The organism is Streptomyces termitum (assembly GCF_014650175.1).
Classification (GTDB): domain Bacteria; phylum Actinomycetota; class Actinomycetes; order Streptomycetales; family Streptomycetaceae; genus Streptomyces; species Streptomyces termitum.
Window position 1 is genome coordinate 73,273 of record NZ_BMUL01000003.1, and the last position, 21,715, is coordinate 94,987.

The 21,715-nt window shown below is 74.8% G+C and carries 21 protein-coding genes and 1 pseudogene; 5 read left to right on the forward strand and 17 right to left on the reverse strand.

The window, feature by feature from the left end; all coding sequences use genetic code 11:
* Position 1: 1 nt before the first annotated feature.
* Positions 2-1,387: an APC family permease gene (locus tag IE219_RS06550; protein WP_189975600.1), complete on the reverse strand. Its 1,386-nt coding sequence runs from the start codon at positions 1,385-1,387 to the stop codon at positions 2-4.
* A 54-nt stretch (positions 1,388-1,441) separates the two neighbouring features.
* Between IE219_RS06550 and IE219_RS06555 the strand changes: the two genes are divergently transcribed.
* Both IE219_RS06555 and ppgK read left to right on the forward strand, forming a co-directional pair.
* Positions 1,442-2,479 (forward strand): 4-hydroxy-3-methylbut-2-enyl diphosphate reductase, encoded by a 1,038-nt coding sequence (locus IE219_RS06555; RefSeq protein WP_373298779.1) that lies wholly within the window; start codon positions 1,442-1,444, stop codon positions 2,477-2,479.
* A gap of 29 nt (positions 2,480-2,508) precedes the next feature.
* Positions 2,509-3,264: a polyphosphate--glucose phosphotransferase gene (ppgK, locus tag IE219_RS06560; protein WP_189975602.1), complete on the forward strand. Its 756-nt coding sequence runs from the start codon at positions 2,509-2,511 to the stop codon at positions 3,262-3,264.
* A 200-nt stretch (positions 3,265-3,464) separates the two neighbouring features.
* Here the strand turns inward: ppgK and IE219_RS06565 are convergent, their stop codons facing one another.
* Complete coding sequence (locus IE219_RS06565) at positions 3,465-4,136, reverse strand: DUF6542 domain-containing protein (RefSeq protein WP_373298780.1); 672 nt, start codon at positions 4,134-4,136, stop codon at positions 3,465-3,467.
* Between the two features lie 180 nt (positions 4,137-4,316).
* Between IE219_RS06565 and ychF the strand changes: the two genes are divergently transcribed.
* A complete protein-coding gene (gene ychF, locus IE219_RS06570; RefSeq protein ID WP_189975603.1) occupies positions 4,317-5,405 on the forward strand; it encodes a redox-regulated ATPase YchF in 1,089 nt (362 codons plus the stop codon).
* Between the two features lie 121 nt (positions 5,406-5,526).
* Here the strand turns inward: ychF and IE219_RS06575 are convergent, their stop codons facing one another.
* Together IE219_RS06575 and IE219_RS06580 are read right to left on the reverse strand one after the other, a co-directional pair.
* Positions 5,527-5,919 (reverse strand): DNA-binding protein, encoded by a 393-nt coding sequence (locus IE219_RS06575; protein WP_189975604.1) that lies wholly within the window; start codon positions 5,917-5,919, stop codon positions 5,527-5,529.
* Positions 5,919-6,170: a hypothetical protein gene (locus IE219_RS06580; protein WP_189975605.1), complete on the reverse strand. Its 252-nt coding sequence runs from the start codon at positions 6,168-6,170 to the stop codon at positions 5,919-5,921. Before IE219_RS06580 ends, IE219_RS06575 begins: the two co-directional genes overlap by 1 nt.
* A gap of 246 nt (positions 6,171-6,416) precedes the next feature.
* Here IE219_RS06580 and IE219_RS06585 point away from each other — a divergent pair, with 246 nt between their 5' ends.
* The gene (locus IE219_RS06585) at positions 6,417-7,097 is read left to right on the forward strand and encodes a hypothetical protein (protein WP_189975606.1); all 681 of its coding nucleotides are present in this window, start codon (positions 6,417-6,419) and stop codon (positions 7,095-7,097) included.
* 247 nt (positions 7,098-7,344) lie between these two features.
* On the opposite strand, the gene IE219_RS06590 is transcribed toward IE219_RS06585, so the two are convergent.
* From IE219_RS06590 to IE219_RS06620, 7 genes are all read right to left on the reverse strand, one after another.
* Positions 7,345-8,307 carry a zinc-binding dehydrogenase gene (locus tag IE219_RS06590; RefSeq protein ID WP_189975607.1) on the reverse strand — a complete coding sequence of 321 codons (963 nt, stop codon included), beginning with the start codon at positions 8,305-8,307 and terminating at the stop codon, positions 7,345-7,347.
* Between the two features lie 10 nt (positions 8,308-8,317).
* Complete coding sequence (locus tag IE219_RS06595) at positions 8,318-9,460, reverse strand: 3-oxoacyl-ACP synthase III family protein (protein ID WP_189975608.1); 1,143 nt, start codon at positions 9,458-9,460, stop codon at positions 8,318-8,320.
* Between the two features lie 44 nt (positions 9,461-9,504).
* Positions 9,505-10,332 carry an SDR family NAD(P)-dependent oxidoreductase gene (locus IE219_RS06600; RefSeq protein WP_189975609.1) on the reverse strand — a complete coding sequence of 276 codons (828 nt, stop codon included), beginning with the start codon at positions 10,330-10,332 and terminating at the stop codon, positions 9,505-9,507.
* Positions 10,332-14,354 (reverse strand): non-ribosomal peptide synthetase, encoded by a 4,023-nt coding sequence (locus tag IE219_RS06605; protein ID WP_189975610.1) that lies wholly within the window; start codon positions 14,352-14,354, stop codon positions 10,332-10,334. The genes IE219_RS06600 and IE219_RS06605 overlap by 1 nt, the downstream gene beginning before the upstream one ends.
* Before the next feature lie 364 nt (positions 14,355-14,718).
* Entirely contained in the window at positions 14,719-14,997 is a 279-nt protein-coding gene (locus tag IE219_RS06610; RefSeq protein WP_189975611.1) for a chorismate mutase, read from the reverse strand.
* A 2-nt stretch (positions 14,998-14,999) separates the two neighbouring features.
* On the reverse strand, positions 15,000-15,227 hold the full coding sequence (locus tag IE219_RS06615) for a hypothetical protein (RefSeq protein WP_189975612.1): 228 nt from the start codon (positions 15,225-15,227) through the stop codon (positions 15,000-15,002).
* Positions 15,228-15,317: 90 nt separating this feature from the next.
* Positions 15,318-15,668, reverse strand: coding sequence for a hypothetical protein (locus tag IE219_RS06620; RefSeq protein WP_189975613.1), 351 nt, complete (start codon positions 15,666-15,668; stop codon positions 15,318-15,320).
* 143 nt (positions 15,669-15,811) lie between these two features.
* On the opposite strand from IE219_RS06620, the gene IE219_RS32215 reads away from it, so the two are divergent.
* The gene (locus tag IE219_RS32215) at positions 15,812-16,861 is read left to right on the forward strand and encodes a LuxR C-terminal-related transcriptional regulator (protein ID WP_189975614.1); all 1,050 of its coding nucleotides are present in this window, start codon (positions 15,812-15,814) and stop codon (positions 16,859-16,861) included.
* A 107-nt stretch (positions 16,862-16,968) separates the two neighbouring features.
* Here IE219_RS32215 and IE219_RS06630 read toward each other — a convergent pair.
* The 6 genes and pseudogenes from IE219_RS06630 to IE219_RS06655 form a co-directional block, all read right to left on the reverse strand.
* Positions 16,969-17,913 (reverse strand): annotated as a pseudogene (locus IE219_RS06630) (hydroxyacid dehydrogenase); the annotation flags it as partial.
* Positions 17,914-18,031: 118 nt separating this feature from the next.
* Positions 18,032-18,784: a 3-oxoacyl-[acyl-carrier-protein] reductase gene (gene fabG, locus IE219_RS06635; protein WP_189975616.1), complete on the reverse strand. Its 753-nt coding sequence runs from the start codon at positions 18,782-18,784 to the stop codon at positions 18,032-18,034.
* Positions 18,781-19,854, reverse strand: a complete 1,074-nt coding sequence (locus tag IE219_RS06640; RefSeq protein WP_189975617.1) for a beta-ketoacyl synthase N-terminal-like domain-containing protein — start codon at positions 19,852-19,854, stop codon at positions 18,781-18,783. Before IE219_RS06640 ends, fabG begins: the two co-directional genes overlap by 4 nt.
* Entirely contained in the window at positions 19,851-21,107 is a 1,257-nt protein-coding gene (locus IE219_RS06645; protein WP_189975618.1) for a beta-ketoacyl-[acyl-carrier-protein] synthase family protein, read from the reverse strand. Before IE219_RS06645 ends, IE219_RS06640 begins: the two co-directional genes overlap by 4 nt.
* On the reverse strand, positions 21,104-21,358 hold the full coding sequence (locus IE219_RS06650; RefSeq protein WP_189975619.1) for an acyl carrier protein: 255 nt from the start codon (positions 21,356-21,358) through the stop codon (positions 21,104-21,106). The genes IE219_RS06645 and IE219_RS06650 overlap by 4 nt, the downstream gene beginning before the upstream one ends.
* 35 nt (positions 21,359-21,393) lie before the next feature.
* On the reverse strand, positions 21,394-21,603 hold the full coding sequence (locus tag IE219_RS06655; protein WP_189975620.1) for an MbtH family protein: 210 nt from the start codon (positions 21,601-21,603) through the stop codon (positions 21,394-21,396).
* Positions 21,604-21,715 lie beyond the last annotated feature (112 nt).

Sequence of the window (21,715 nt, forward strand, 5' to 3'; positions counted from 1 at the left end):
CTCACCCCCCGGCCGTCCGCCGCCCCGTGCCCTGGAGGGCGAGGACCACCAGGCCGACGGCGAACCAGACCACGCCCACCACCTGCGCCGCGGCCGACGCCTCGACGATCACGGCGACGAGGATCGCCGCGCCGAGCACCGGGACCACCACGTGCCGCAGCCAGTGCGGCGGCCCCTCCGTGCGCCGGACCGCGAACCACCCCACCACGCTCGCGTGCAGCAGCACGAAGGCGGTCAGGGCGCCGACGTCCACCACCGACACCAGGTGGTCCAGGCCGTCGTCGCGGCGGGCCGCCCACAGCGCCGCGGTCATCGTCACCACCGCCGACACCAGCAGCGCCACCCGGGGGACGCCCGAGTCGGTGCGGGCCAGCGCGCGCGGCAGCCGGCCCTCGCGGCCCATCGCGAAGAGCAGCCGCCCGCCCGCCGCCTGCCCGGCGAGCGCCGCGAAGGCCGCGCCGATCGCCTTCGACACGGCGACCAGGTCGTGCAGCCAGCCGCCGACCGAGGCGTCGACGGCGTCGTAGAAGGCGGAGCCCTGCTTCCCCGGATCGGCCGCCAGCTCCGCCGAGGAGACCGGCTCCAGGAGCGCGACCAGCCAGGTCTGGGCGACGAACAGGGCGCCGGCGAGGACCAGGCAGAAGAGCAGCGCCCGCGCCACCTTCGCCGAGCCCCCGGTGACCTCCTCGGCGAAGGCCGCGATCGCGTCGAAGCCGAGGTACGACAGGACCGCGACCGACACCGCGCCGACCACCGCCGCGAGGGAGAAGGACGTGTCGCCGGTGAGCGGCGACCACCAGTCGCGCTGCGCCCCGTCCCGTACGAGCACGACCGCCGCCGACACCACGAAGACCAGCAGCACCACGACCTCCATCAGGAGCACCGCGAAGCCGACCCGGGCCGCCGCCCGCACCCCCCACAGGTTGAGCAGCGTCGTCACCACCACCGCGATCCCGGTCCACACCCACCGGTCCACCTCCGGCACCAGCGCCTCCATCGCGATCCCCGCGAAGAGGTAGGCGACGGCCGGGATCAGCAGGTAGTCGAGCAGCGCCATCCAGCCGGCGACGAAGCCGGGCCCCTCGCCGAGCCCCTTGCGGGCGTACGCGAAGACGGAGCCGGCCTGCGGGGCGACCCGGACCATCTGCGCGTAGCTGAACGCCGTGAACGCCATGGCCACCGTCGCCACGACGTACACCAGTGCGACCGCCCCGTGCGACTTCGCGTCCAGCGTGCCGAAGACGCCCACCGGCGCCATCGGGGCGATGAACAGCAGCCCGTACACCACCAGATCGCGGAATCCGAGACTCCGGCGGAGGCCCTCGTGGTCCGTCCCGCCCGGCGGCCGGCCCGCCGACTCCCCGTTCACCTGCGCCTTCTCAGCCATGGCGCCAGTTTCGGCCACGGTCGGCCTCCAGCCGCTCACCGACGCGGCCTTACGATGGGACGCATGACTGCAACGCCCGCGCCGACGCCCGAGTCCGCCCCCGCGACCCCGAGCGCCACCGACCGCCCCAAGCGCGTCCTGCTCGCCGCCCCCCGCGGCTACTGCGCGGGCGTGGACCGCGCCGTGATCGCCGTGGAGAAGGCCCTGGAGCAGTACGGGGCCCCCGTCTACGTCCGCCACGAGATCGTCCACAACAAGTACGTGGTCCAGACGCTGGAGCGGAAGGGCGCGATCTTCGTCGACCAGGCCACCGAGGTCCCGCCGGGCAACATCGTGATGTTCTCCGCGCACGGCGTCGCCCCGACCGTCCACGAGGAGGCCCGCCGCGGCCGGCTCGCGACGATCGACGCGACCTGCCCGCTGGTCACCAAGGTCCACAAGGAAGCCGTCCGGTACGCCAACGAGGACTTCGACATCCTCCTCATCGGCCACGAGGGCCACGAGGAGGTCATCGGCACCTCCGGCGAGGCCCCCGACCACATCCAGCTCGTCGACGGCCCCGAGGACGTCGCCGAGATCGAGGTCCGCGACCCCTCCCGGGTCGTCTGGCTCTCCCAGACCACCCTCTCCGTCGACGAGACGATGGAGACGGTCGACGCCCTCAAGGACAAGTTCCCGCAGCTCCTCTCCCCGCCGTCGGACGACATCTGCTACGCCACGCAGAACCGCCAGACCGCGATCAAGGAGCTGGCCGGCCAGGCCGAGCTGGTCATCGTCGTCGGCTCCAAGAACTCCTCCAACTCGATCCGCATGGTCGAGGTCGCCAAGCAGGCCGGCGTCCCCGCCGCCCACCTGGTCGACTTCGCGAGCGAGATCGACGAGGCGTGGCTGGAGGGCGTCACCTCCGTCGGCCTCTCCTCCGGCGCCTCCGTCCCCGACGTGCTGGTCCAGGAGGTCCTGGAGTGGCTGGCGCAGCGCGGGTACGCCGACGTGGAGCTGGTGAAGACCGCCGACGAGCACCTCACCTTCTCGCTCCCCAAGGAGCTCCGCCGCGACCTGCGCGCCGAGGCCGCCTCGCTCGTCGAGGAGTAGGAGCCGCCGCCGCCGGTTAGCGTGACTCCATGAACGTCTTCGGAGTGGACATCGGCGGCTCGGGCATCAAGGGCGCCCCCGTGGACCTGGAGCGGGGCGCCCTCGCCGAGGAGCGGCACAAGGTCCTCACCCCGCGGCCCGCGACCCCGCACGACGTCGCGGGCCGCGTCGCGGAGGTCGTGGAGCACTTCGGCTGGGACGGCCCCGTCGGCGTCACCTTCCCCGGCGTCGTCACCGGCAGTACGGTCCGTACCGCCGCCAACGTCGACGCGGCCTGGGTCGGCACCGACGCCGGAGTCCTCATCGGCGAGGCCGTCGGCGGCCTGCCCGTCACCGTCCTCAACGACGCCGACGCGGCCGGAGTCGCCGAGATGACCTTCGGCGCGGGCCGGGGCCGCACCGGCACCGTCATCCTGCTCACCCTCGGCACCGGCATCGGCTCCGCCGTCTTCACCGGCGGCCGGCTGGTCCCCAACACGGAACTCGGCCACCTGGAGCTCAAGGGCCACGACGCGGAGAAGCGCGCCTCCTCCAGGGCCCGCGAGGACGAGGACCTGACCTGGGAGCACTGGGCCACCAAGCGGCTCCGCAAGTACCTCGCCCACGTGGAGATGCTCTTCTCCCCGGAACTCTTCATCCTCGGCGGCGGCGTCAGCCGCAAGGCCGACAAGTTCCTCCCCTACCTCGACGGCCTGCGCACCGAGATCGTCCCGGCGGAACTGCGCAACGACGCGGGCATCGTGGGCGCGGCGATGGCGGCGAGCCGGGTCGCGGGGACCGGCTGAGCGGTCCGGACCGGGGGCAGATGGGCCCCGGGGCGGGGACGTCCGGCCCGGTTGTTCGGACGGGAGCCTGACTGCGGGTCCTGGGCCCCGGGGCGCGGGTGCCGCGGGCCGCGTGCGGGGTCCTGGCCGGTTCGGAAGGTACGGCCTTGTCGCCGGACGGGAGCCCGACGGCGACGGGTCCCGGTGCGTGGACCGCGGTTCTAGGCTCCGGGGCGCGGGCCGCGTGCGGGGGTGCGGCCGGGGCGCCGGGCGGGTGCCGGGGCGGCGGCGCCGCGGGCGGGACCCGCGGCCTGGCCCGCGCCGGGACGGCTCCGGCGCCGGGCGATGTCCCGCGCCTTCCGCACGCTCGCCACGACACCGGCGATCAGCGTGCCCCCGTACAGCCAGCCCGCGTGCACGGCGAGGGCGGTGACGACGGCCATGGCCTGCCCGCCGAAACCACCGCTGCCGCCCGCGATCGGCACGACGCCGACGGCGAAGGCGATCGGGACCGCGATCGGCGCGGTGACCAGGTCGGCGGTCCGCACCCAGAGCGCCGTCAGCGCGCTGACCGGCAGGAACAGCAGCCCGAACGCCAGCGGCGACCCGTCCAGGACCAGCCAGTCCAGGAAACCGACCAGGAGCATCGCGGCCGAGGCGAAGAGCCCGGCGCCGAGGCCGGTCAGCTTGGGCGCGGGCAGCCGCCGCAGCGCCTGGACCACGGGCGGTACGGGCCGCCGCCCGGCGGCCGGGGCGCCCACCCGGTACACGGCGGGGGTCCCGGCGGCCGCCGCCCCGGCCCCCTCCGCCTCCACGAGCGCGCCCGAAGGCGGCGTGAGGGGGGTCTGCGGCCGTCGGCGGTCGCGCGGCTGACTGGTCCTGTGCTGCTCCACCGCACCAACGTAGGTCGGGAGGGGGCGGGAAACGGGTCCAGGACACGCACTTTGGACGACCTTGGACCGCAGTTCGACCGAAGGCGACCGTCCGGGGCCGCTTCGGGTCCGGTTCGGGACGGCGCGGCGCGCCCGTAAACTGGAGGCTCCACCCACTCCGGACGCCAGGAAGTCGCCACCGTGTCGCTCACGATCGGAATCGTCGGTCTGCCGAATGTCGGCAAGTCGACCCTGTTCAACGCCCTGACCAAGAACGACGTGCTGGCGGCCAACTACCCGTTCGCCACCATCGAGCCCAACGTCGGCGTCGTCGGTGTCCCCGATGCCCGCCTGACCCAGCTCGCCGAGATCTTCGGCTCGCAGCGCATCCTCCCCGCCACCGTCGACTTCGTCGACATCGCCGGCATCGTGCGCGGCGCGAGCGAGGGCGAGGGCCTGGGCAACAAGTTCCTCGCGAACATCCGCGAGTCCGACGCGATCTGCCAGGTCATCCGCGCCTTCAAGGACGAGAACGTCGTCCACGTCGACGGCAAGGTCTCGCCCAAGGACGACATCGAGACGATCAACACCGAGCTGATCCTCGCCGACCTCCAGACCATCGAGAAGGTCCTCCCGCGCCTCGCGAAGGAAGCCCGGATCAAGAAGGACACGGCCCCCAAGGTCGCGGCCGTCGAGGCGGCCAAGGAGATCCTGGAGCGCGGCGACACCCTCTTCTCCCAGGGCATCCTCCAGGGCTCGGAGAAGGCGGAGCTCCTCCACGACCTCCACCTCCTCACCACCAAGCCGTTCCTCTACGTCTTCAACGTGGACGAGGACGAGCTGACCGACGAGGCGTTCAAGGACGACCAGCGCGCCCTCGTCGCCCCCGCCGAGGCGATCTTCCTCAACGCCAAGCTGGAGGCCGACCTCGCCGAGCTCGACGAGGCCGACGCCATGGAGCTCCTGGAGTCCGTCGGCGCCGAGGAGCCCGGCCTCGCCCTCCTCGCCCGCGCCGGCTTCGACACCCTCGGCCTCCAGACCTACCTCACGGCGGGCCCGAAGGAGTCCCGCGCCTGGACCATCAAGAAGGGCGCGACGGCCCCCGAGGCAGCCGGTGTCATCCACACCGACTTCCAGAAGGGCTTCATCAAGGCCGAGGTCATCTCCTTCGCCGACCTCGTCGCCACCGGCTCCGTAGCCGAAGCCCGCTCCGCCGGCAAGGCCCGCATGGAGGGCAAGGAGTACGTCATGCAGGACGGGGACGTGGTGGAGTTCAGGTTCAACGTGTGACGTTTCGTCAAGTTTTGCGCCCGGCCCACTTGTCGGTGGGTCGGGCGCGGGCTTTTGCTCGCGGGGAGTTCTCGTCCCCGTGATGAGGGGGAGTGGCAGGTCCGATCGGCGCGAGACCGCGTCAGGCCTTGACGACCTCGACGGAAGGGCCGCACAGGAGTGTCGGGTCCTCGGGGTCGGAGGTCAGGACGGTGACCGGCCGGGGGGTGTTGCGGGCGATGGCGGCGAGAGCGGCGTCGATGGCGTACTTGTGGCCGTGAAGGTGATGGGCGCGAAGGAGGACGGCGGCCCGGTCGGTGATCTCCTTGGTGACGTCGTGAACGTCGACGCGGGAGAGGATCCACTTGATGCGGGCCGGGTGGATGCGCTCGTGGTCGGCCTCAAGCGTGGTCATGGCGCTGGTGGCGACGCGGATGCCCTCTTCCGAGGCCGCTTGGACCAGGGCCACGACGGTACGGTCCTTGCGGTAGAGCTTCGAGAGGCCTTCGCTGTCGAGCAGGAGGGTGCCAGGCATTAGGCGGCGGTCCCACCGGTCTGCCGGTGGTCGTGGCGCAGCAGCGCCCGGGCGGCCTCGATCTCCTCGCGGGTGAGAGCTTCGTTGTCGGTCTCGAAGTCGGCGACGATCTCCCGGAGCTTGTCCATGGCGACCCGCTGTTCGAGTGCCTCGGCGACGTAGGCGGAGAAACCGCCCGGGCCGACGTGGGCGCGTACGGCCTCGGCGAGGTCCTCGGGCAGGCTGATCGAGTACTTCCTGCTACCGCTCATGGCACCAATCCTACCGGTGGTGGTAAGTCCTCGTGAGGTGAACGGCCCCACGGACAGAGCGGTCGCGGTGGAGTCGGCGGGGAGATGCGATCGGCGTTCCACGGGCCGGGCTGGTCCATGGCGAAGCCCCCCGCTCAGCAAGAAGCCATCCTCTTCAGGGCCGGAAGAATCACCAGGGATCGCAGGCGCTGCCGAGTCCGGCGGCGCACACTGAGGTGAGTGCGATCCGCTCCGCGAGGTGATCCGATGCGCCGCATCCTGTCTGCCGGTTGCGCCTCTCTCCTGGCGCTGACACTCGCCGGGGTGAGTGGCTGTGGCTCCTCCGGCGAGGAGAAGAAGGTGGAAACGGGTTCGACAGTCACGAGGACCCGGACCGTCACAGCGGAGCCGACGCCCACTTCCACTTTCACGCCCACGCCGCCCTCCATCCCGCCGAAGCCGACTGCGACTCCCCCTGCTGACGCGGCCTCCACGGTCGAGGCGTACTTCGCTGCCGTCAATGCGCGCGACTACCGACGAGCGTGGGACCTCGGGGGCAAGAATCTTGGCGGCTCTTACGAGTCCTTCCAGGCAGGATTTGCCGACACCGTTCAGGACACCGTTCGCATTGTCGATGTCCAGGACGGCGCGGTCACGGTCACGCTCGACGCCCTGCAGGCGGATGGGACCGTGCGTTCCTTCGAGGGCACGTACGAGGTCAGGAACGGGGTGATTGTCGGCGCCGACGTACGGCCCGTGGCGAGCCCGACGCCGGAGAGCGCGGCACCGACAGTGCCGGAGGACACCAACCGCTCATATCCCCCGGGTCCTCCTGCGGGTGTTCCCGACGTCGACTGCTCAGACCTTCCTGGTCCCGTCTGGGTCGGCCCCTCCGACCCCCACCGCCTCGACCTCGACGGCGATGGCATCGGCTGCGAACTCGACTGAAGTCCCGGACGCCGGGCAGCGTCCGGGGCATGGGTACGACGCGGCCCGGCATCTCGGGCTGCGGAAGTGATCAGTTGTCGGCGAACGCACCGGAGGTCGGTCCAGCGGCGCTTTCTCGGTCTCGGGACACCCGGCCGGTCCGCAGCCGGTCCGCAGGTCGGGACCCGACCGTACGCGTTCCGCTTCGAGGGGTGACCCGTTCGGCGAAAGGCCGTCTCTCCCCGGGTGCGTGCGGGGTGGGGTGGGGTCAGAGGGTGAAGACGATTTTGCCGAAGTGGGTGCCTTCGGTCATGCGGGTGAAGCCTTGGGGGGCTTGGGAGAGGGGGAGGGTGGGGTCGAGGGTGGGGTGGGTGCGGGTGGTGGTGAGGAAGGTGAGGAGGGCGCGGAGTTCGGGGACGGTGGCGAGGGTGGAGCCTCTGACGGTGAGTTCGTGGGAGGCGATGCGGGTGAGTTCGGTGGTGGTGGGGCGGTCGCCGGAGGTGGCGCCGGAGAGGACGAGGGTGCCGCCGCGGCGCAGGGCGTGGATCGAGTGCGACCAGGTGGCGGCGCCGACGGTCTCCAGGACGGCGTCGACGGGGTGGGGGAGCGGGGCGCCGGGTTCCAGGACGTCGGTGGCGCCGAGGGCGAGGGCGCGGGCGCGCCGGTCGGGGTCGCGGCCGGTGGCGTAGACGCGGAGGCCGGCGGCGCGGGCGAGGGCGATCGCGGCGGTGGCGACGCCGCCGCCGGAGCCCTGCACGAGGACGGAGTCGCCGGGGCGGACGCGGGCCTGGGTGAAGAGCATCCGGTAGGCGGTGAGCCAGGCGGTGGGGAGGCAGGCGGCCTCCGCGAAGGAGAGGCCGGGGGGTTTGGGGACGAGGTTCGCGGTGGGGACGGTGACCTGTTCGGCGAAGGTGCCCTGGTACTTCTCGGTGAGGATCGAGCGGGCCTCGCCGGGGGCGAGGCCGTGGCCGGTGAGGCCGACGACGGGGTGCACGACGACCTCGTTGCCGTCCTCGTCGACGCCGGCCGCGTCGGTGCCGAGGATCATGGGGAGGCGGTCGGCGGAGAGGCCGACGCCGCGCAGCGACCACAGGTCGTGGTGGTTCAGCGCGGCGGCGCGGACGGTGACGCGGCTCCAGCCGGGGCGGGGCCGGGGGGCCGGGCGCTCCCCGAGGCGCAGGCCGTCGAGGGGGTCGGGGAGGCCGAGCTCGGCGGCGTAGACGGCGAACATGGCGGGCCGGTCACCACTCCCGCCGCGGGAAGGCGTCGGCGCCGCACCAGTGGACGACGGTGCCGCCGTAGCTCATGCCGGCGCCGAAGCCGAGCAGGAGGACCCGGTCGCCGGGGGAGAGCCGGCCGGTGCGCTCGGCCTCGGCGAGGGCGATGACGACGCTGGAGCCGCTGGTGTTGCCGTACCGGTCGGCGACGACGACGGTCTTCTCCTCGGGCTGTCCGAGGTGCCGGACCAGCTCCCGTACGAGGACCGGGTTGGCCTGGTGGGTGACGATCAGGTCCACCGCGTCGAGGGTGGTGTCCGCCGCCGCGAGGACGTCGTCGACGAAGCCGGGAACCACGGTGAGGGCGAAGTCCTTGACGCCGCGGGCGTCCATGCGGGTCACGTTGGCGCCGCTGAAGCGGTTCGGCCGGCCCTCCTCCGCGACGCGCTCGATGTACGCCGTGTAGTACCGCTCCGGGTCGGTGCCGAGCAGCGTCGGGCCGATGCCGGGGCTGCCCTCGCACCGCTCCAGGAGGTAGCAGGCGGCGCCGTCGCCGAAGATCGCGTGCTGGGTGCGGTCGTCGGGGTCGTTCAGCTGGGCCACCGTGTCGGCGACGACGACCGCGACCCGCTCGTACTGCCCCGACTCCAGGTACTTGTGGCCGACGTCCAGGGCGAACAGGCCGCCCGCGCAGCCGCCCGCGTTCACGTCGAAGCCGGGGACGCCGCGGAGCTGGGCCTTGCGCAGGATGAGCGCGGCGACCGCCGGGACCATGTGGTCGGGGGTGAACGTGCAGCAGATCAGCAGGTCGATGTCGGACGGCTCCACCCCGGCGCGCTTGCACGCGTCCTCGAAGGCGCCGAGCCCGAGGTCCGAGGTGTGCTCGCCGGGGCCGGCGACCCGCCGGCCGGTGATGCCGAGCCGCTCGCGCATCCAGGCGTCGGTGGTGTCGAAGCGTTCGACCAGCCGGGCGTTGGTGACCTCGTGCTGCGGCAGGCAGACGCCCACGGCGCGGATGCCGATGCCGGTGACGGCGCCGCCGCCGGTCCTGGTGCCGGTGCGGAGATCGGTGCCGGTGCTGCCGCCGGTCCCGGTGCCGGTGTGGATGCCGGTGTCGCCGGTCCCGGTGCCGGTGAGTTTCGGTGCGGTGCCGGTGGGCCCCGTCATGGCTGACTCGCCTCCCCCGTGTCGGGTGGTGCCTGATGGTGTGTTCACGCGCGCCGCCGCAGGCCGGACGACATGCGTACGGCTCCGTCGACGCGGATCGTCTCGCCGTTGATCATCGGGTTGTCTAGGACGTGCGCGACGAGGGCGGCGAAGTCGTCCGGGTCGCCCCACCGGTGTGGGTGCACCAGGTCGCGGTCCAGCTCCGCGCGGGCCGCGGCGGGCACGGCGGCGACCGCCGGGGTCGTGAAGAAGCCGGGGGCGACGGTGACGACGCGGATGAGGGAGCCGGCCAGTTCGCGGGCCAGGGGCAGCGTCATGGCGACGACGCCGCCCTTCGACGCGGCGTACGCGGCCTGCCCGGCCTGGCCCTCGAAGGCGGCGAGGGAGGCGGTGTTGACGATGACGCCGCGCTCCTCGCCGGCGGGCTCGTTGGCCGCCATGCGGGCGGCGGCCAGCCGGACGACGTTGAAGGTGCCGACCAGGTTGGCGGTGACGACCTCGGCGAACCGGTCCAGGGAGTGCGGCCCCGAGCGGCCGACGACGCGCTCCGCGTGCGGCACCCCGGCGCAGTTGACGACCGCGCGGAGCGTGCCGTGCCGCTCCGCGGCGTCCAGGGCGGCGGTCACGTCGTCCGGGCGGGTCACGTCGCCCGGGACGAAGACGGCCCGGCCGCCGGGGGACTCCAGGACCGCCCGGCCGCCGGAGGACTCCGGGCCGGCCCGGCCGTCGAGGGACTCCAGGGCGGCCCGGCCGCGCTCCTCGTCGCGGCCGAGGAGGACGGGGACGGTGCCGGAGGCCAGCAGCCGGGCGGCGACGGCGAGGCCGAGACCGGAGGTGCCGCCGGTGACGAGCGCGGTCGTGGTGGGGGACATCAGTGCTCCTCGGCGGGGCCGCCGGGGCGCCGGTGCGCGGCGAGGCGGTCCGTGACGACCGCGGCGAGCGCGCGCGGCCGGTGGGTGACGAAGTAGTGGCCGCCGCCGGGGATCTCGGCCAGTTCGACGCGGGCGGCGTACCGCTTCCAGCCGGTGTACGCGTGCGCGTGGTCGGGGGTGGCGGCGTCGTCGTCGCCGAGGACGACGACGAGGGGGGCCTCCAGGAGCGGCGGGTCGTTCCGTTCGGTGTCGATCTGGAAGCGCAGGCCCTGCGTCATGTCGTGCCGGAGCACGGCGAGGACGGTCCGCAGGTCGGCCTCGTCGAGGACGCCGTCGAAGCCGCCGAGCGCCTTCATGCGCGCGTACAGCCCGTCGGCGGACAGGGCGAGGGCGTGCTCCAGCTCCGCCTCCGGGGCGGCGGAGGGCAGCGCGCCGCCGAGGAACACGGCCTCGGGGCGGCGGCCCCGGCGCTCGGTCCGCCGGGCGACGGCCACCGCGAGGGCCGTACCGGCGCAGTGGCCGTACACGGCGAAGGGCCCGTCGAGCGTCCGGCAGATCTCCTCGGCGATCAGGTCGGCGGTCTCCTCCAGACCGAGCAGGGGCTCCCCGGGCCGGGTCGGGTCGTGACCGGGCAGGGCGGCGCTCCAGGTCGCGACGGCGGGCCCGAGCGCGGCGGCGAGGGGGTGGTAGGCGGCGGCGGTGCCACCGCCGTAGGGGACGCAGACGAGGGCGAGCGGGGCGGGGCCGTCTCCCGTAGGGGTGCCTCCCGCAGGGGTCCCGGCCTGGCCCGCTGTCCCGTTCTCCGGTTCGTACGTCGTCCCGTCCGCGGGCTCGTTCCCCGGTCCGTGCGGTGTCAGGAGGCGCAGGATGCGGGAGGTCGGAGGGGTGGGGCGGTGGAGGCGGAGGGACAGGGTGGCGGGGGTGGGGTGCTGGAAGACGTCGAGGACGTCGGTGCCCCGGCCCAGGCGGCGGGCCGCGCGGACGGCCTTGAAGGAGTCGCCGCCCAGGGCGAAGAAGTCGTCGTGGGCGCCGACCGCCGGGACGCCGAGGACCTCCCGGAAGACGTCCGCGACCAGGCGTTCGGCGGGGGTGGCCGGGGCGGCGCCGCCGGTCGGGGCGGCGGTGGGGGCGGGCAGGGCGCGCCGGTCGAGCTTGCCGTTGGGGGTGAGGGGGATGCGGTCGACCGGGGTGACGGTGGCGGGCACCATGTGGGCCGGCAGGCGGCGGGCGAGCGCGCGGCGCAGGGCGGCCGGGTCGGGGGCGGCCGGTCCGGCGGGGACGACGTACGCGGCGAGGACGGTGTCGCCCACGGCGTCCTCGCGGACGACGACGCGGCAGGCGGCGACGGACGGCAGGGCCCGCAGCGCGGCCTCGACCTCGCCGGGCTCGATCCGGAAGCCCCGGACCTTCACCTGGTCGTCGGCGCGGCCCTCGTACCGCAGGAGCCCCTCGGGGGTGCGGCGGGCGAGGTCGCCGGAGCGGTACATGCGCGTGCCGGGCGGGCCGAACGGGTCGGCGACGAAGCGCTCGGCGGTGAGCCCCGGCCGGTCCAGATAGCCGCAGGCCAGCTGGGCGCCGGCGACGTACACCTCCCCGGTGACGCCGGGCGGCACGGGGCGGAGCCGGGCGTCGAGGACGTACAGGCCGAGGCCGGGCAGGGCGCGACCGACGGGGCTCCCGCCCCGGGCGGCGGCGTGGGAGGGGTCGAGCGCCAGGTGGCTGGCGTGCACGGTGGTCTCGGTGATCCCGTACATGTTGACCAGCTCGGGACCGCCGCCGGGGTGCAGGGCGTACCACTCGGCGAGCCGTCGCGGGTCGAGCGCCTCGCCGCCGAGGACGACGTACCGCAGCGGCGGCCGGGGGGCGTCCGGGGCGGCCCGGTACGCGTCGGTCAGCTGCTGGAACGCGGAGGGCGTCCGGCTCAGCACGGTGACGCCCTCGTCGGCGAGGAGCCGCAGGAGGCGGTCGGGCGCGCGGCGGACGTCCTGGGGCACCACGACCAGCCGGCCGCCGTGCAGGAGCGGGCCCCACAGCTCCCAGACGGAGAAGTCGAACGCGAAGGAATGGGCCAGGGACCACACGTCGCCGGCCCGGAGGTCGAAGAGCTCGCGGGCGGCGTCGAACAGGTCGAGGACGTTGCGGTGCGGCACGACGACGCCCTTGGGGCGGCCGGTGGAGCCCGAGGTGTGGATGACGTACGCGGCGTCGTCCGGCGCGGGCGGGCGGCCGGACTCCCCGCCGGGGGCGCCGGAGGAGTCGTCGGCGGGGGTGCCGGAGGGGTCGTCGTGCTCGGGGAAGGGGAGGACGGGCAGGTCCGGGACCGGCGGGCCGTCGGCGGCGCCCAGGAGGAGGGCCGGCCGCGCGTCGGCGAGCAGGGCCCGGATCCGGTCCGGCGGGTGCTCCGGGTCGACGGGCAGGTACGCGGCGCCCGACGCGAGGACGCCGAGGAGCGCGACCACCAGGTCGGCGGAGGGCGGCAGCCGGACGGCGACCAGCCGCCCCGGGCCGCAGCCGCGCCGCCGCAGCAGGCGCGCCAACCGCTCGGCGCGCGCCTCCAGTTCGGCGTAGGTCAGGGCGTCGGGCCCGCAGCTCACGGCGGTGGCGCCGGGGGTGCGGCGGGCCTGCGCGCGGAAGGCGTCGACGAGGGTGGCGGGGCCGTCGGCCGGGGCGCGGCGCGGACGGATCCGTACGAGCTCCCGCCGCTCCTCGTCGCCGAGGACGCCGACGGCGCCGAGCGGACGGTCCGGGGCGGCCAGGACCCGGCGCAGGAAGGAGTCGAACCGCCGCCGGTGGTCCGCGAGTCCGGCGGGGTCGTGGAGCGCGGCGTTGGCGTCGAGGGTGAGGGTGAGCTCCTGGGGCGTCGCGTACGCGCCCAGCATGAAGTCCTCGACGGGGCCGGGCGCGTGGTTGCGCAGCCGGGTCGCGCAGGGGCCGAACGGCACGTCCGCGTCGAGCGACATGACGTTGGCCACCGGGCCGAAGACGCGGTCGTCGCCGTGGCGCGCGCGCCGGTCGCGGCGCAGGTCCTCCAGGCGGTGGCGCCGGTGGGCGCGCCCGGCGTCGATCGCCGCGCAGGCACGGCCGAGCACGGTGCGGAAGGTGTCGTCGGGCGCGCACGGGACGCGCAGCGGCACGATGGTGGAGACCATGCCGGGGGTGGTCGCGGCGGCGCCGCGCCGGTTGGACACCGGCAGCCCGAGCACGGCCTCGGGCGCGCCGGTGACCAGGCCGGTGTACGCGGCGAACGCGGCGATCACCACGCGCGGCCACGGCACGCCGAGGTCGCGCGCGGCGGCGGCGAGCCGCTCCCGCAGCCCGCCGTCCGCGGACCAGGTCTCGCGGAGCGCGACGCCCGCCGGGGGCCGGGCGGCGTCGGAGAAGCCGGGCACGTCGGCGAGGTCCGCGCAGACGGCGCGCCAGTAGCGGCGGTCCTCGGCGAAGGCGGGCGAGGCGCGGTAGGCGCGGTCCTCCTCGACGAGGGCGTCGAGCCGCCCGAAGGGGGAGGGCGGCGGGGTGCGGCCGGCGGCCAGCGCGCCGTACACCTCGGCGGCGCGGCGCACGAGCAGCAGCGTTCCGACGCCGTCGGAGACGATGTGGTGCAACTGCCAGCACCACACGTGGTGTTCGGGGCCGAGGCGGAGCACCGCGTGGCGCTGGACCTCGCCCTCGGCGGGATCCATCGGGGTGTGGACGCGGGCGTGCGTCCACGCCTTCAGCGCCTCGCCGGGGTCGGGCGCGCCGGTGAGGTCGACGAGCGGCACGGGCGGGACGGGCCGGGCGCCGATCCGCTGCCAGGGCCCGTCGTCGTCCTCGCCGAAGTCGGCGCGCAGCGCGTCCGCCTCGGCGAGGGTGCGGCGGACGGCCTCCTGGAGCAGGGGAGGTTCGAGGGGGCCCCGGAGTTCCAGCGACTCCGTGTAGGCGTAGGCGAGTTTCGAGGCGTCCAGCCGCTGGCCGTACCAGATGCCGGCCTGGCCCTCGGTGAGGGGGAGCCGACGGGGGGAGCCGGCGGGGGAACCAGGCATGTCGGAGCCTCTCGTGGGAGGAGGGCCGGGGGGATCGGCCCTCCTGCGCGGTCCTGCCGCACGGGGACGCGGCACGGGGGTGGGGGTGGGGCGGCGACGGGCCGCCCGACGGGGGCCCCTGGACCCGGGAGGGGGTGCGGCGGACCGGATCCGGGTGGGATCCGAGCGGGATCCGGGTGGGGATCCGAGCGGGATCCTGGTGGGATCCGAAAAGGGGGTCCGGCGGAGGACACCCGGGCTGGACCCGGAGGGAGGCCCGGCGAGAGCCCGGCGGGTCGGACCCGGCAGGGGTCCGGTGGACTGGACCCGGGGGAGGGTCCGGTGGAGCGGACCCGGGGGGAGGGTCCGGCGGCGGTGCGGCGGGCTAGCGGGCGGCGTGGGACGTGCCGCGGCAGATCTCCAGCAGGGCCATCGCGATGGCCGTGCCCTGCCGTCCGTACGCCTCCGTGTAGGGGGAGATGACGCGCATCTCGCGGGCGAGATCGGTACGGGTGCCGCCGGCGGCCTGCCGGACGCGCTGGATCTCACGGGAGAGTTCGAGGCGGCGGCCCGCCAGGGTCCGGATCTCCGCGTCGACGAGGTCGAGGCGGGCGCGCAGGTCGGTGACCCGCTCGGCGGTGGTCGGCTCGGTCCGCGTCGTCATGGTCAGTTGCCCCAGGTGTGGCCGAGCGGGGTGAGCAGGTCGACGAGGGCCTTGCGGGTCTCCTTGGTGGCGTCCCCGATGGTCTTCGCCGTGTCCGAGATCGTCCGGCCCGCGGGGGACTCCGCGGCCATGGCCTGCGGAGCCGCCGTGACGGCCGCGAGGGCGACCAGGAGCACGGTGGCGATTCTGCGGGTGGCCGGATTCACGGTGGTGTGGGGGAAGGCGCGCATGCGGCTTATCTCCTCGCTTCTCTCTGTCGGTGGAGGCGGTGGCCCCTCTCGGTGATCCGATCCTCACACTCCTCACGAGTCACGTCAGCACTACCGATTGTCAGGGTCCTGTGTTGGCAACTCCCTGTCAGGCCGACGGTTTCCGGCCCCGGCGCCGAGTTCCTCCAGGGCGCTCACGAGCGGCCGGGCGGGGGCCCAGCGGAGCGCCGTGCCGGCCGCCGGGGGCAGGGCTCGGGCCACCAGACGGGCCGCCGCCAGCTCGGTCTCTTTGCTGTCGGGATGGCCGAGGAAGAGCGTCAGGTGCGTCGCGCCGTCCGCGGACCGGAGCACATGGACGTGTTCCAGCCGATCCTCCGGCCGTGCGGTACGGCGGATCCGGTCGATCAGGGGGGTCTCGCCGGGCAGCGCTCCGACGGGAACGGTGGTCGTCACCAGGTACATGAGTTGCGCCTCCGCGAATATCCAGTGAACCGGCCCGTGTACCCCTGAGTAAGGTTGCCCTGACTCGAAATGGGCTGAGATAGTTGAGACGGCTGCGGGGTACTTCGCGCGGTCGTCGGGGGAACTTCGGGGGGAGTCGAACGATGGGACAACTGGGTCTGGATGCGGACGCCGAAGCGGTGTACCGCATTCTCCTGAAGCGGCCCAGAGCCGGGGTGACGGAGATCGCCGAGGGGCTCGAATGGACCGTCGAGCGCGCCCGGCACACGCTCGACCGGCTGGCCGAACTCACCCTGGTGCGGGACTCCTCCGAGGAGCGCGGCAAAGTCCGCCTCGTCAACCCGGAGTTCGGCCTGGCCAGCCTCCTCCAGCGGCAGGAGCGGGAACTCGCCCAGCACCAGCAGGCCGTGGCCTCGACCCGCCTGGCCATCACGCAGATGCTCACCGAGTACGACGACGACAGCGAGGCGCAGACCGACGAGGTCCGCCGCTACACCGGCCTCGACGCCATCAACTCGCAGATCGAGCGGCTGGCCCAGAGCGCCGAGAGCAGCGTCGAGGTCTTCGCCCCGGGCGGCGCCCAGACCGAGGCGGCCCTGGAGGCCGCCCGCCCGCTGGACCGGGCCGCGGTGGAGCGCGGGGTGCGGGTCCGCTACGTCTACCTGGACTCGGTGCGCAACGACCCGGCCACCCTCAACTACGCGCGCTGGCTGTACGACATCGGGGGCGAGGTGCGGGTGCTGCCCCAGCTCCCGCCCCGCATGATCATCTTCGACCGGCGGGCCGCCATCGTGCCCATCGACCCGGAGGCCGCCGCCCGCGGCGTGCTGATCCTGCGCGGCGCCGGCGTCGTCACCGCCCTGGTCTCCCTCTTCCGGCAGACCTGGGCGCGCGCGGAGCCGCTCGGCAACAGCAGGGTCCCGGCGTCGGAGACGCACGGGCTCACCCGGCAGGAACAGGCCGTCCTCGACCTGCTCTTCGAAGGGCACACCGACGACGTCGTCGCCCGCAAGCTGGGCGTCTCGGTGCGCACGGGCCGCCGCATCACGGCCGACCTGATGGCGCGCCTGGGCGCCCGCAGCCGCTACCAGGCCGGCGCGCTGGCGATGGAGCGCGGCTGGCTGGGGAGCAGCGCCGCGCGCGCCGGCGGCGACGCCGGACCGGCGGCCGGCACACCGGCCGCCGACGTCTGAGGCCGCCCCGCGCGCGGCGCCGTCCCCGGCCGTCATCGGACCGGCACCGCCGGTTCGGCGACGGCCGGTCGTCCGGCGGCCGGTCGTCCGGCGGCCGGGAGCGGGGTGTTGACCGCGTCCGGCACCGGCAGCCCGGCGAGCGCCAGCAGCACCGACTCGGCGGCCTGGGTGCCGGCCCGCTCCTGCGCCTCCGGGGTGCTCGCCCCCAGGTGCGGGGTGACGACGACGTTGTCCAGCCCGAACAGCGGGGAGTCCGTGCAGGGCTCCCGCTCGTACACGTCGAGGGCGGCGCCCGCGACCCGGCCCTCCACCAGCGCCGCGTACAGCGCCTCCTCGTCGACGATCCCGCCGCGCGCCGCGTTCACGATCCGCAGGTCCGGGCGGACCCGGCGCAGCGCGTCGGCGCCGATCAGCCCCTTCGTGGCGGCGGTCAGCGGCAGGTGCACGGTGAGGAAGCGGGCCCGCGCGAGCAGCTCGTCGAGCCCGGTCAGCCGCACGCCCAGGGAGCGGGCGTGCTCCTCGTCCGCGTACGGGTCGTGGGCCACCACCTCCATGTCGAACGCGGCCAGCCGGCGCGCCACCAGCGAACCGATCCGGCCCAGGCCGAGGACGCCCACCGTCTTGCCCGCGAGCTCCACGCCCGTGAACGACGCGCGCGCCCACCGCCCCTCCCGGAGCGAGGCGTCCGCGCGCGGCACCTGCCGGGCGAGCGCGAGGAGCAGCGCCACCGCGTGCTCGGCGGCGCTGACGACGTTGGAGGCGGGGGCGTTGGCGACGAGCACGCCCGCGGCGGTGGCCGCCGCGACGTCCACGTTGTCCAGGCCGACCCCGGCCCGCGCCACCGCCTTCAGCCGCGGCGCCGCCGCCAGGGCCTCGGCGTCGATACGGGTCGCGGAGCGCACCAGGACCGCGTCGGCGCCGGGCAGCGCGGCCAGCAGCGCCGGCCGGTCGGTGCCGTCGACGTGCCGCACCTCGACCGAGGGGTTCCGGGCGAGGAGCTCCGCGGCCTGCGGGCTGAGCGCGTCGGCGATGAGGACGACGTACTGACTCATGGGGCGACTGGCCTTTCCTGCGGGAGGGGAGGGAGGTCTCGGGAGGATCCGGGGAGGTCCCGGAGCGGTGCGCGGGCGCCGGGGCGCGGTGCCGGTTCCGGCCCCGCGGCCCCGGCGGTCACAGCCCGCCGTCCACGGGCAGCACGGCACCGGTGATGTACGAGGCGCGGTCCGAGGCCAGGAAGGCGGCGGCCTCGGCGACCTCCGGGGCGAGCCCGGTCCGCCCCAGCGCGGTGCGGTCGGCGACCTGCGTCCTGACCTGCTCGCCGAGGGCGGCGGACATGTCGGTGTCGATGAGGCCGGGGGCGACCGCGTTGACCCGGATGCCGCGCCGGCCGACCTCCTTCGCGAGGGAGCGCGAGAAGGCGATGATGCCCGCCTTGGACGCCGCGTAGTTGGTCTGCCCGGCGTTGCCGTACAGGCCGGACACGGAGGCGACGGTGACGATGCTGCCCGCCCGGCGCTTCATCATCGGGAAGACCACGGCCCGGCAGACGTGGTAGACGCCGTCGAGGTTGGTGTCCACCACGTCGTGCCAGTCGCTGTCGGCCATCATCAGCAGCGGCTTGTCCCGGGTGATGCCGGCCGAGGTCACGGCGACCGCCACCGGACCGAAGTCCGCCTCGGTCTCCTCCACCCACGCCCGCACGGACGCGGCGTCGGAGACGTCGACCCGCCGGGCGAGCGCCCGGACGCCGAGGCCGTCGAGCTCCTTCTCCAGCTCGGCGGCGGCCCGTTCGTCGCCCCGGTAGCAGAACGAGACGTCGTGCCCGTCCCGGGCGAGGCGCAGGGCCACCGCCCGGCCGATGCCGCGCGAGCCGCCGCTGATCAGCGCGACGGACCGGGGGCCCGCCGTCGTACCGCCGCTCATCCGGCCGCTCCGTCCGTCAGCAGCCGCAGCACGGCGCAGCCCACCGGGCCGTCCGGGTCGACGGCGGTGACCAGCGCGATCCGGCCCGGCGCGCCGGGCTCCGACAGGAGCGCCGCGAGCTGGTACGCCCCCGTCGCCGCCGCCGTCTCGCCGAGCAGCGCCACGGACGCCGCCCGGCCCCGGGCCTCCGCCGGGAACAGCTCCCCGTGCACCCGGCGCTCCTGGTCCCCGGCGGTGCCGGGGGCCTCGGAGGGCACGGCCGCCCAGACGTCGGCCGGGCCGGTGCCCGCCTCGGCGAGCGCCGCGCCGACGGCGGCCGTGAGCGCCCCGGCGAAGTCGCCGTCCGGCGCGACCCGGTGGTGGACCGCGAGGACCTCGGCGAGCGGGGTGCCGGTCGCGGTGCCGGCGGATTCGAGGAGGACCATCACACAGCCCTCGCCCAGCACGGTGCCGGCGCCGTGCGCCGCGCGCGTCAGGTGCGCGCGGGTCGCCGAGTACTCCTCGGCGGAGCCGGCGAGGACCCGCTCGGCGCGCCCGTCGGCGAGCAGCCGGCGCGCCTGGTCGAGCGCGACGAGACCGGCGAGCCGGCCGGCCGCCACGGTGCTGTTGGGGCCCTTGAGGCGGTGCCGGATCGCGCTCGCCGAGGCGGCCCGGTTCATCGCCATGTTGGGGGTCTTCGACGGCGGCACGTCGATGGGGCTGTCGCCCTCCAAGGACGCCTTGGTGAACTCCATGAAGCCCTGGACGCTGCCGGAGGCGACGCCGAGGACCAGGCCGGTGCCCAGCTCGTCGTCCTCGCCCACCGGCCCGGCGCCGCCCAGCAGTTCCCGGACGGTCACCGCGGTGAGGCCGGTGATCCGGTCCATGCCGCGGGTGCCGGCCTTGCCCAGCGCGTCGCGGACCTCGAAGCCGGGCACGACGCGGGCGGTCGCCGCCGGGTCCGAGGTCCACTCCTCGGGCCCGGCGGACTCGGGCGCGGCGGTGCGGGCGCGCAGCGCGGCGGCGAGCGGGCCGCGGCCCGTGCCGTACGGCGACACGGCCGACCAGTCGGTGATGACCGCGGTACTCATCGGGCGTACTCCCCTCGGGGGCTGTCGTGGCGGCCGAGCAGGACGACGGCGTTGTTGCCGCCGAACGCCAGGCCGTTGTTCTGCACGATCCGCACGTCGGCCGGGACGGAGGCGTTCGGCACGACGTCGACCGGGCAGTCGGGGTCGGTGGCCCGGTGGTTGGCCGTCGGCGGGACGAAACCGTGCCGGATGGCGAGCGCCGAGGCGATGGCGCCGAGGGCGCTGGCGGCGCCCATGGTGTGCCCGATCATCGCCTTGACGCCGACGGTGCGCGGCGGCCGGTCGCCGTAGACCTCGCGGATGGCCGCGATCTCGGTGGCGTCGTTGGTGGGGGTGCCGGTGCCGTGCGCGGAGATCAGGTCGACCTCCTCCGGCTTGACGGAGGCGTTCTCCAGGGCGAGCCGGATGCAGCGGGCGACGCTGTCCCGCTCGGGCGCCGTGGGGTGCGAGGCGTCGCAGTTGACGCCGTAGCCGAGCACCTCGGCGTAGATCTCCGCGCCCCGGGCGAGCGCGGACTCCTCGGACTCCAGGAGGAGCAGGCCCGCGCCCTCGCCGGTGAGCAGGCCCAGCCGGCCGGTGTCGAAGGGGCGGCACTCGTCGGGGGCGACGAGGCCGAGCCGGGCGAAGCCCGCGAAGGTCTTGCGGTTGAGGGCGTCGGCGCCGCCGACGAGGGCCCAGGCGGAGCGGCCGGTGCGGATGGCGTCGAAGCCGGCGCCGATCGCGTAGTTCCCGGCGGCGCAGGCGGTGGCGACGGTGGACGACTCCACGTCGGACAGGGCGAGTTCGCGGACGACGCCGAGCGCGAGGCCGCCGGTGGCGGTGCGGCTCAGCGACGTGCCGGTGAAGGCGGCGAGGCCGAGGGAGAGCGCGGACTCGGTGAGCAGGTCCAGCTCGCCGACCTCGCCGTCGGTGGTGCCGATGACGACGGTGCCGCGCCGGGCCCGCAGCCACTCCTCGTCGAGCCCGGCGTCGTCGAGCGCCATCCGGGCCGCCGCGGCGGCGAACTGGGTGGCCCGGCCGGTGTCCTCGGGCCGGATCCGGTGGAGCCGGGCGGCGGCGTCGAAGCCGTGGACCTGGTGGCCGCGGGTGCTGGGGAAGCCGGTGGTGTCGAAGACGCCGATGTCCCCGGTGCCGACCCGGCCGGCCTTCAGGCCCTCGGTGAACTCCTCGACCCCGTTGCCGATGCTGGAGAGCGCGCCGCAGCCGGTGAGGACGACGCGGCGCGGCTGCGCGGCGGGGCGGGCGGCGCTCACGGCTGGCGCCGTTCTGCGGTGGCGAGGACGCCGAGGACGGCCTCCAGGTTGACCAGCTTGACGAGGTCCTCCTGGGGGATGACGACGCCGAGCTCCTTCTCGATGCGGGAGAGGATCTCGATGGCGCCCAGGGAGTCGGCGCCGTGGTCCTCGATGAACAGGCTGGTGGCGGTGAGCTCGTCGTCCTCCAGCTCCAGGATGTCGACGATGATGGCCCGGACGGTCGTGACGTCCACGGTGTTCGCGGTCATGGCGGGTGCCTCTCGGGTTCGGGGTGGCCTGGTGCTCAGGCGGCGTTGCGGATCAGGGACGCGGGGCGCATGTCGGTCCAGGTGCGCTCGATGTGGGCGAGCGCGGCCTCGCGGGGACCGGCGGGCAGGACGGTGGTCCAGCCGGCCGGCACGACGGCGAACTCGGGCCAGAGGCAGTGCTGCCCCTCGTCGTTGACCAGGACCAGGAAGGTGCCGCTGTCGTCGTCGAACGGGTTGTTCTTCATGGTTTCTCTTCCTTGCGTTCCGTACGTCCGGGATTCCGCGGTCCGGCCCTTTCGGGATTCCGCGGTCTGCTTTTTCGGGGAGGCCGGGGGAATCCGCCGGAATTCCGGCGGA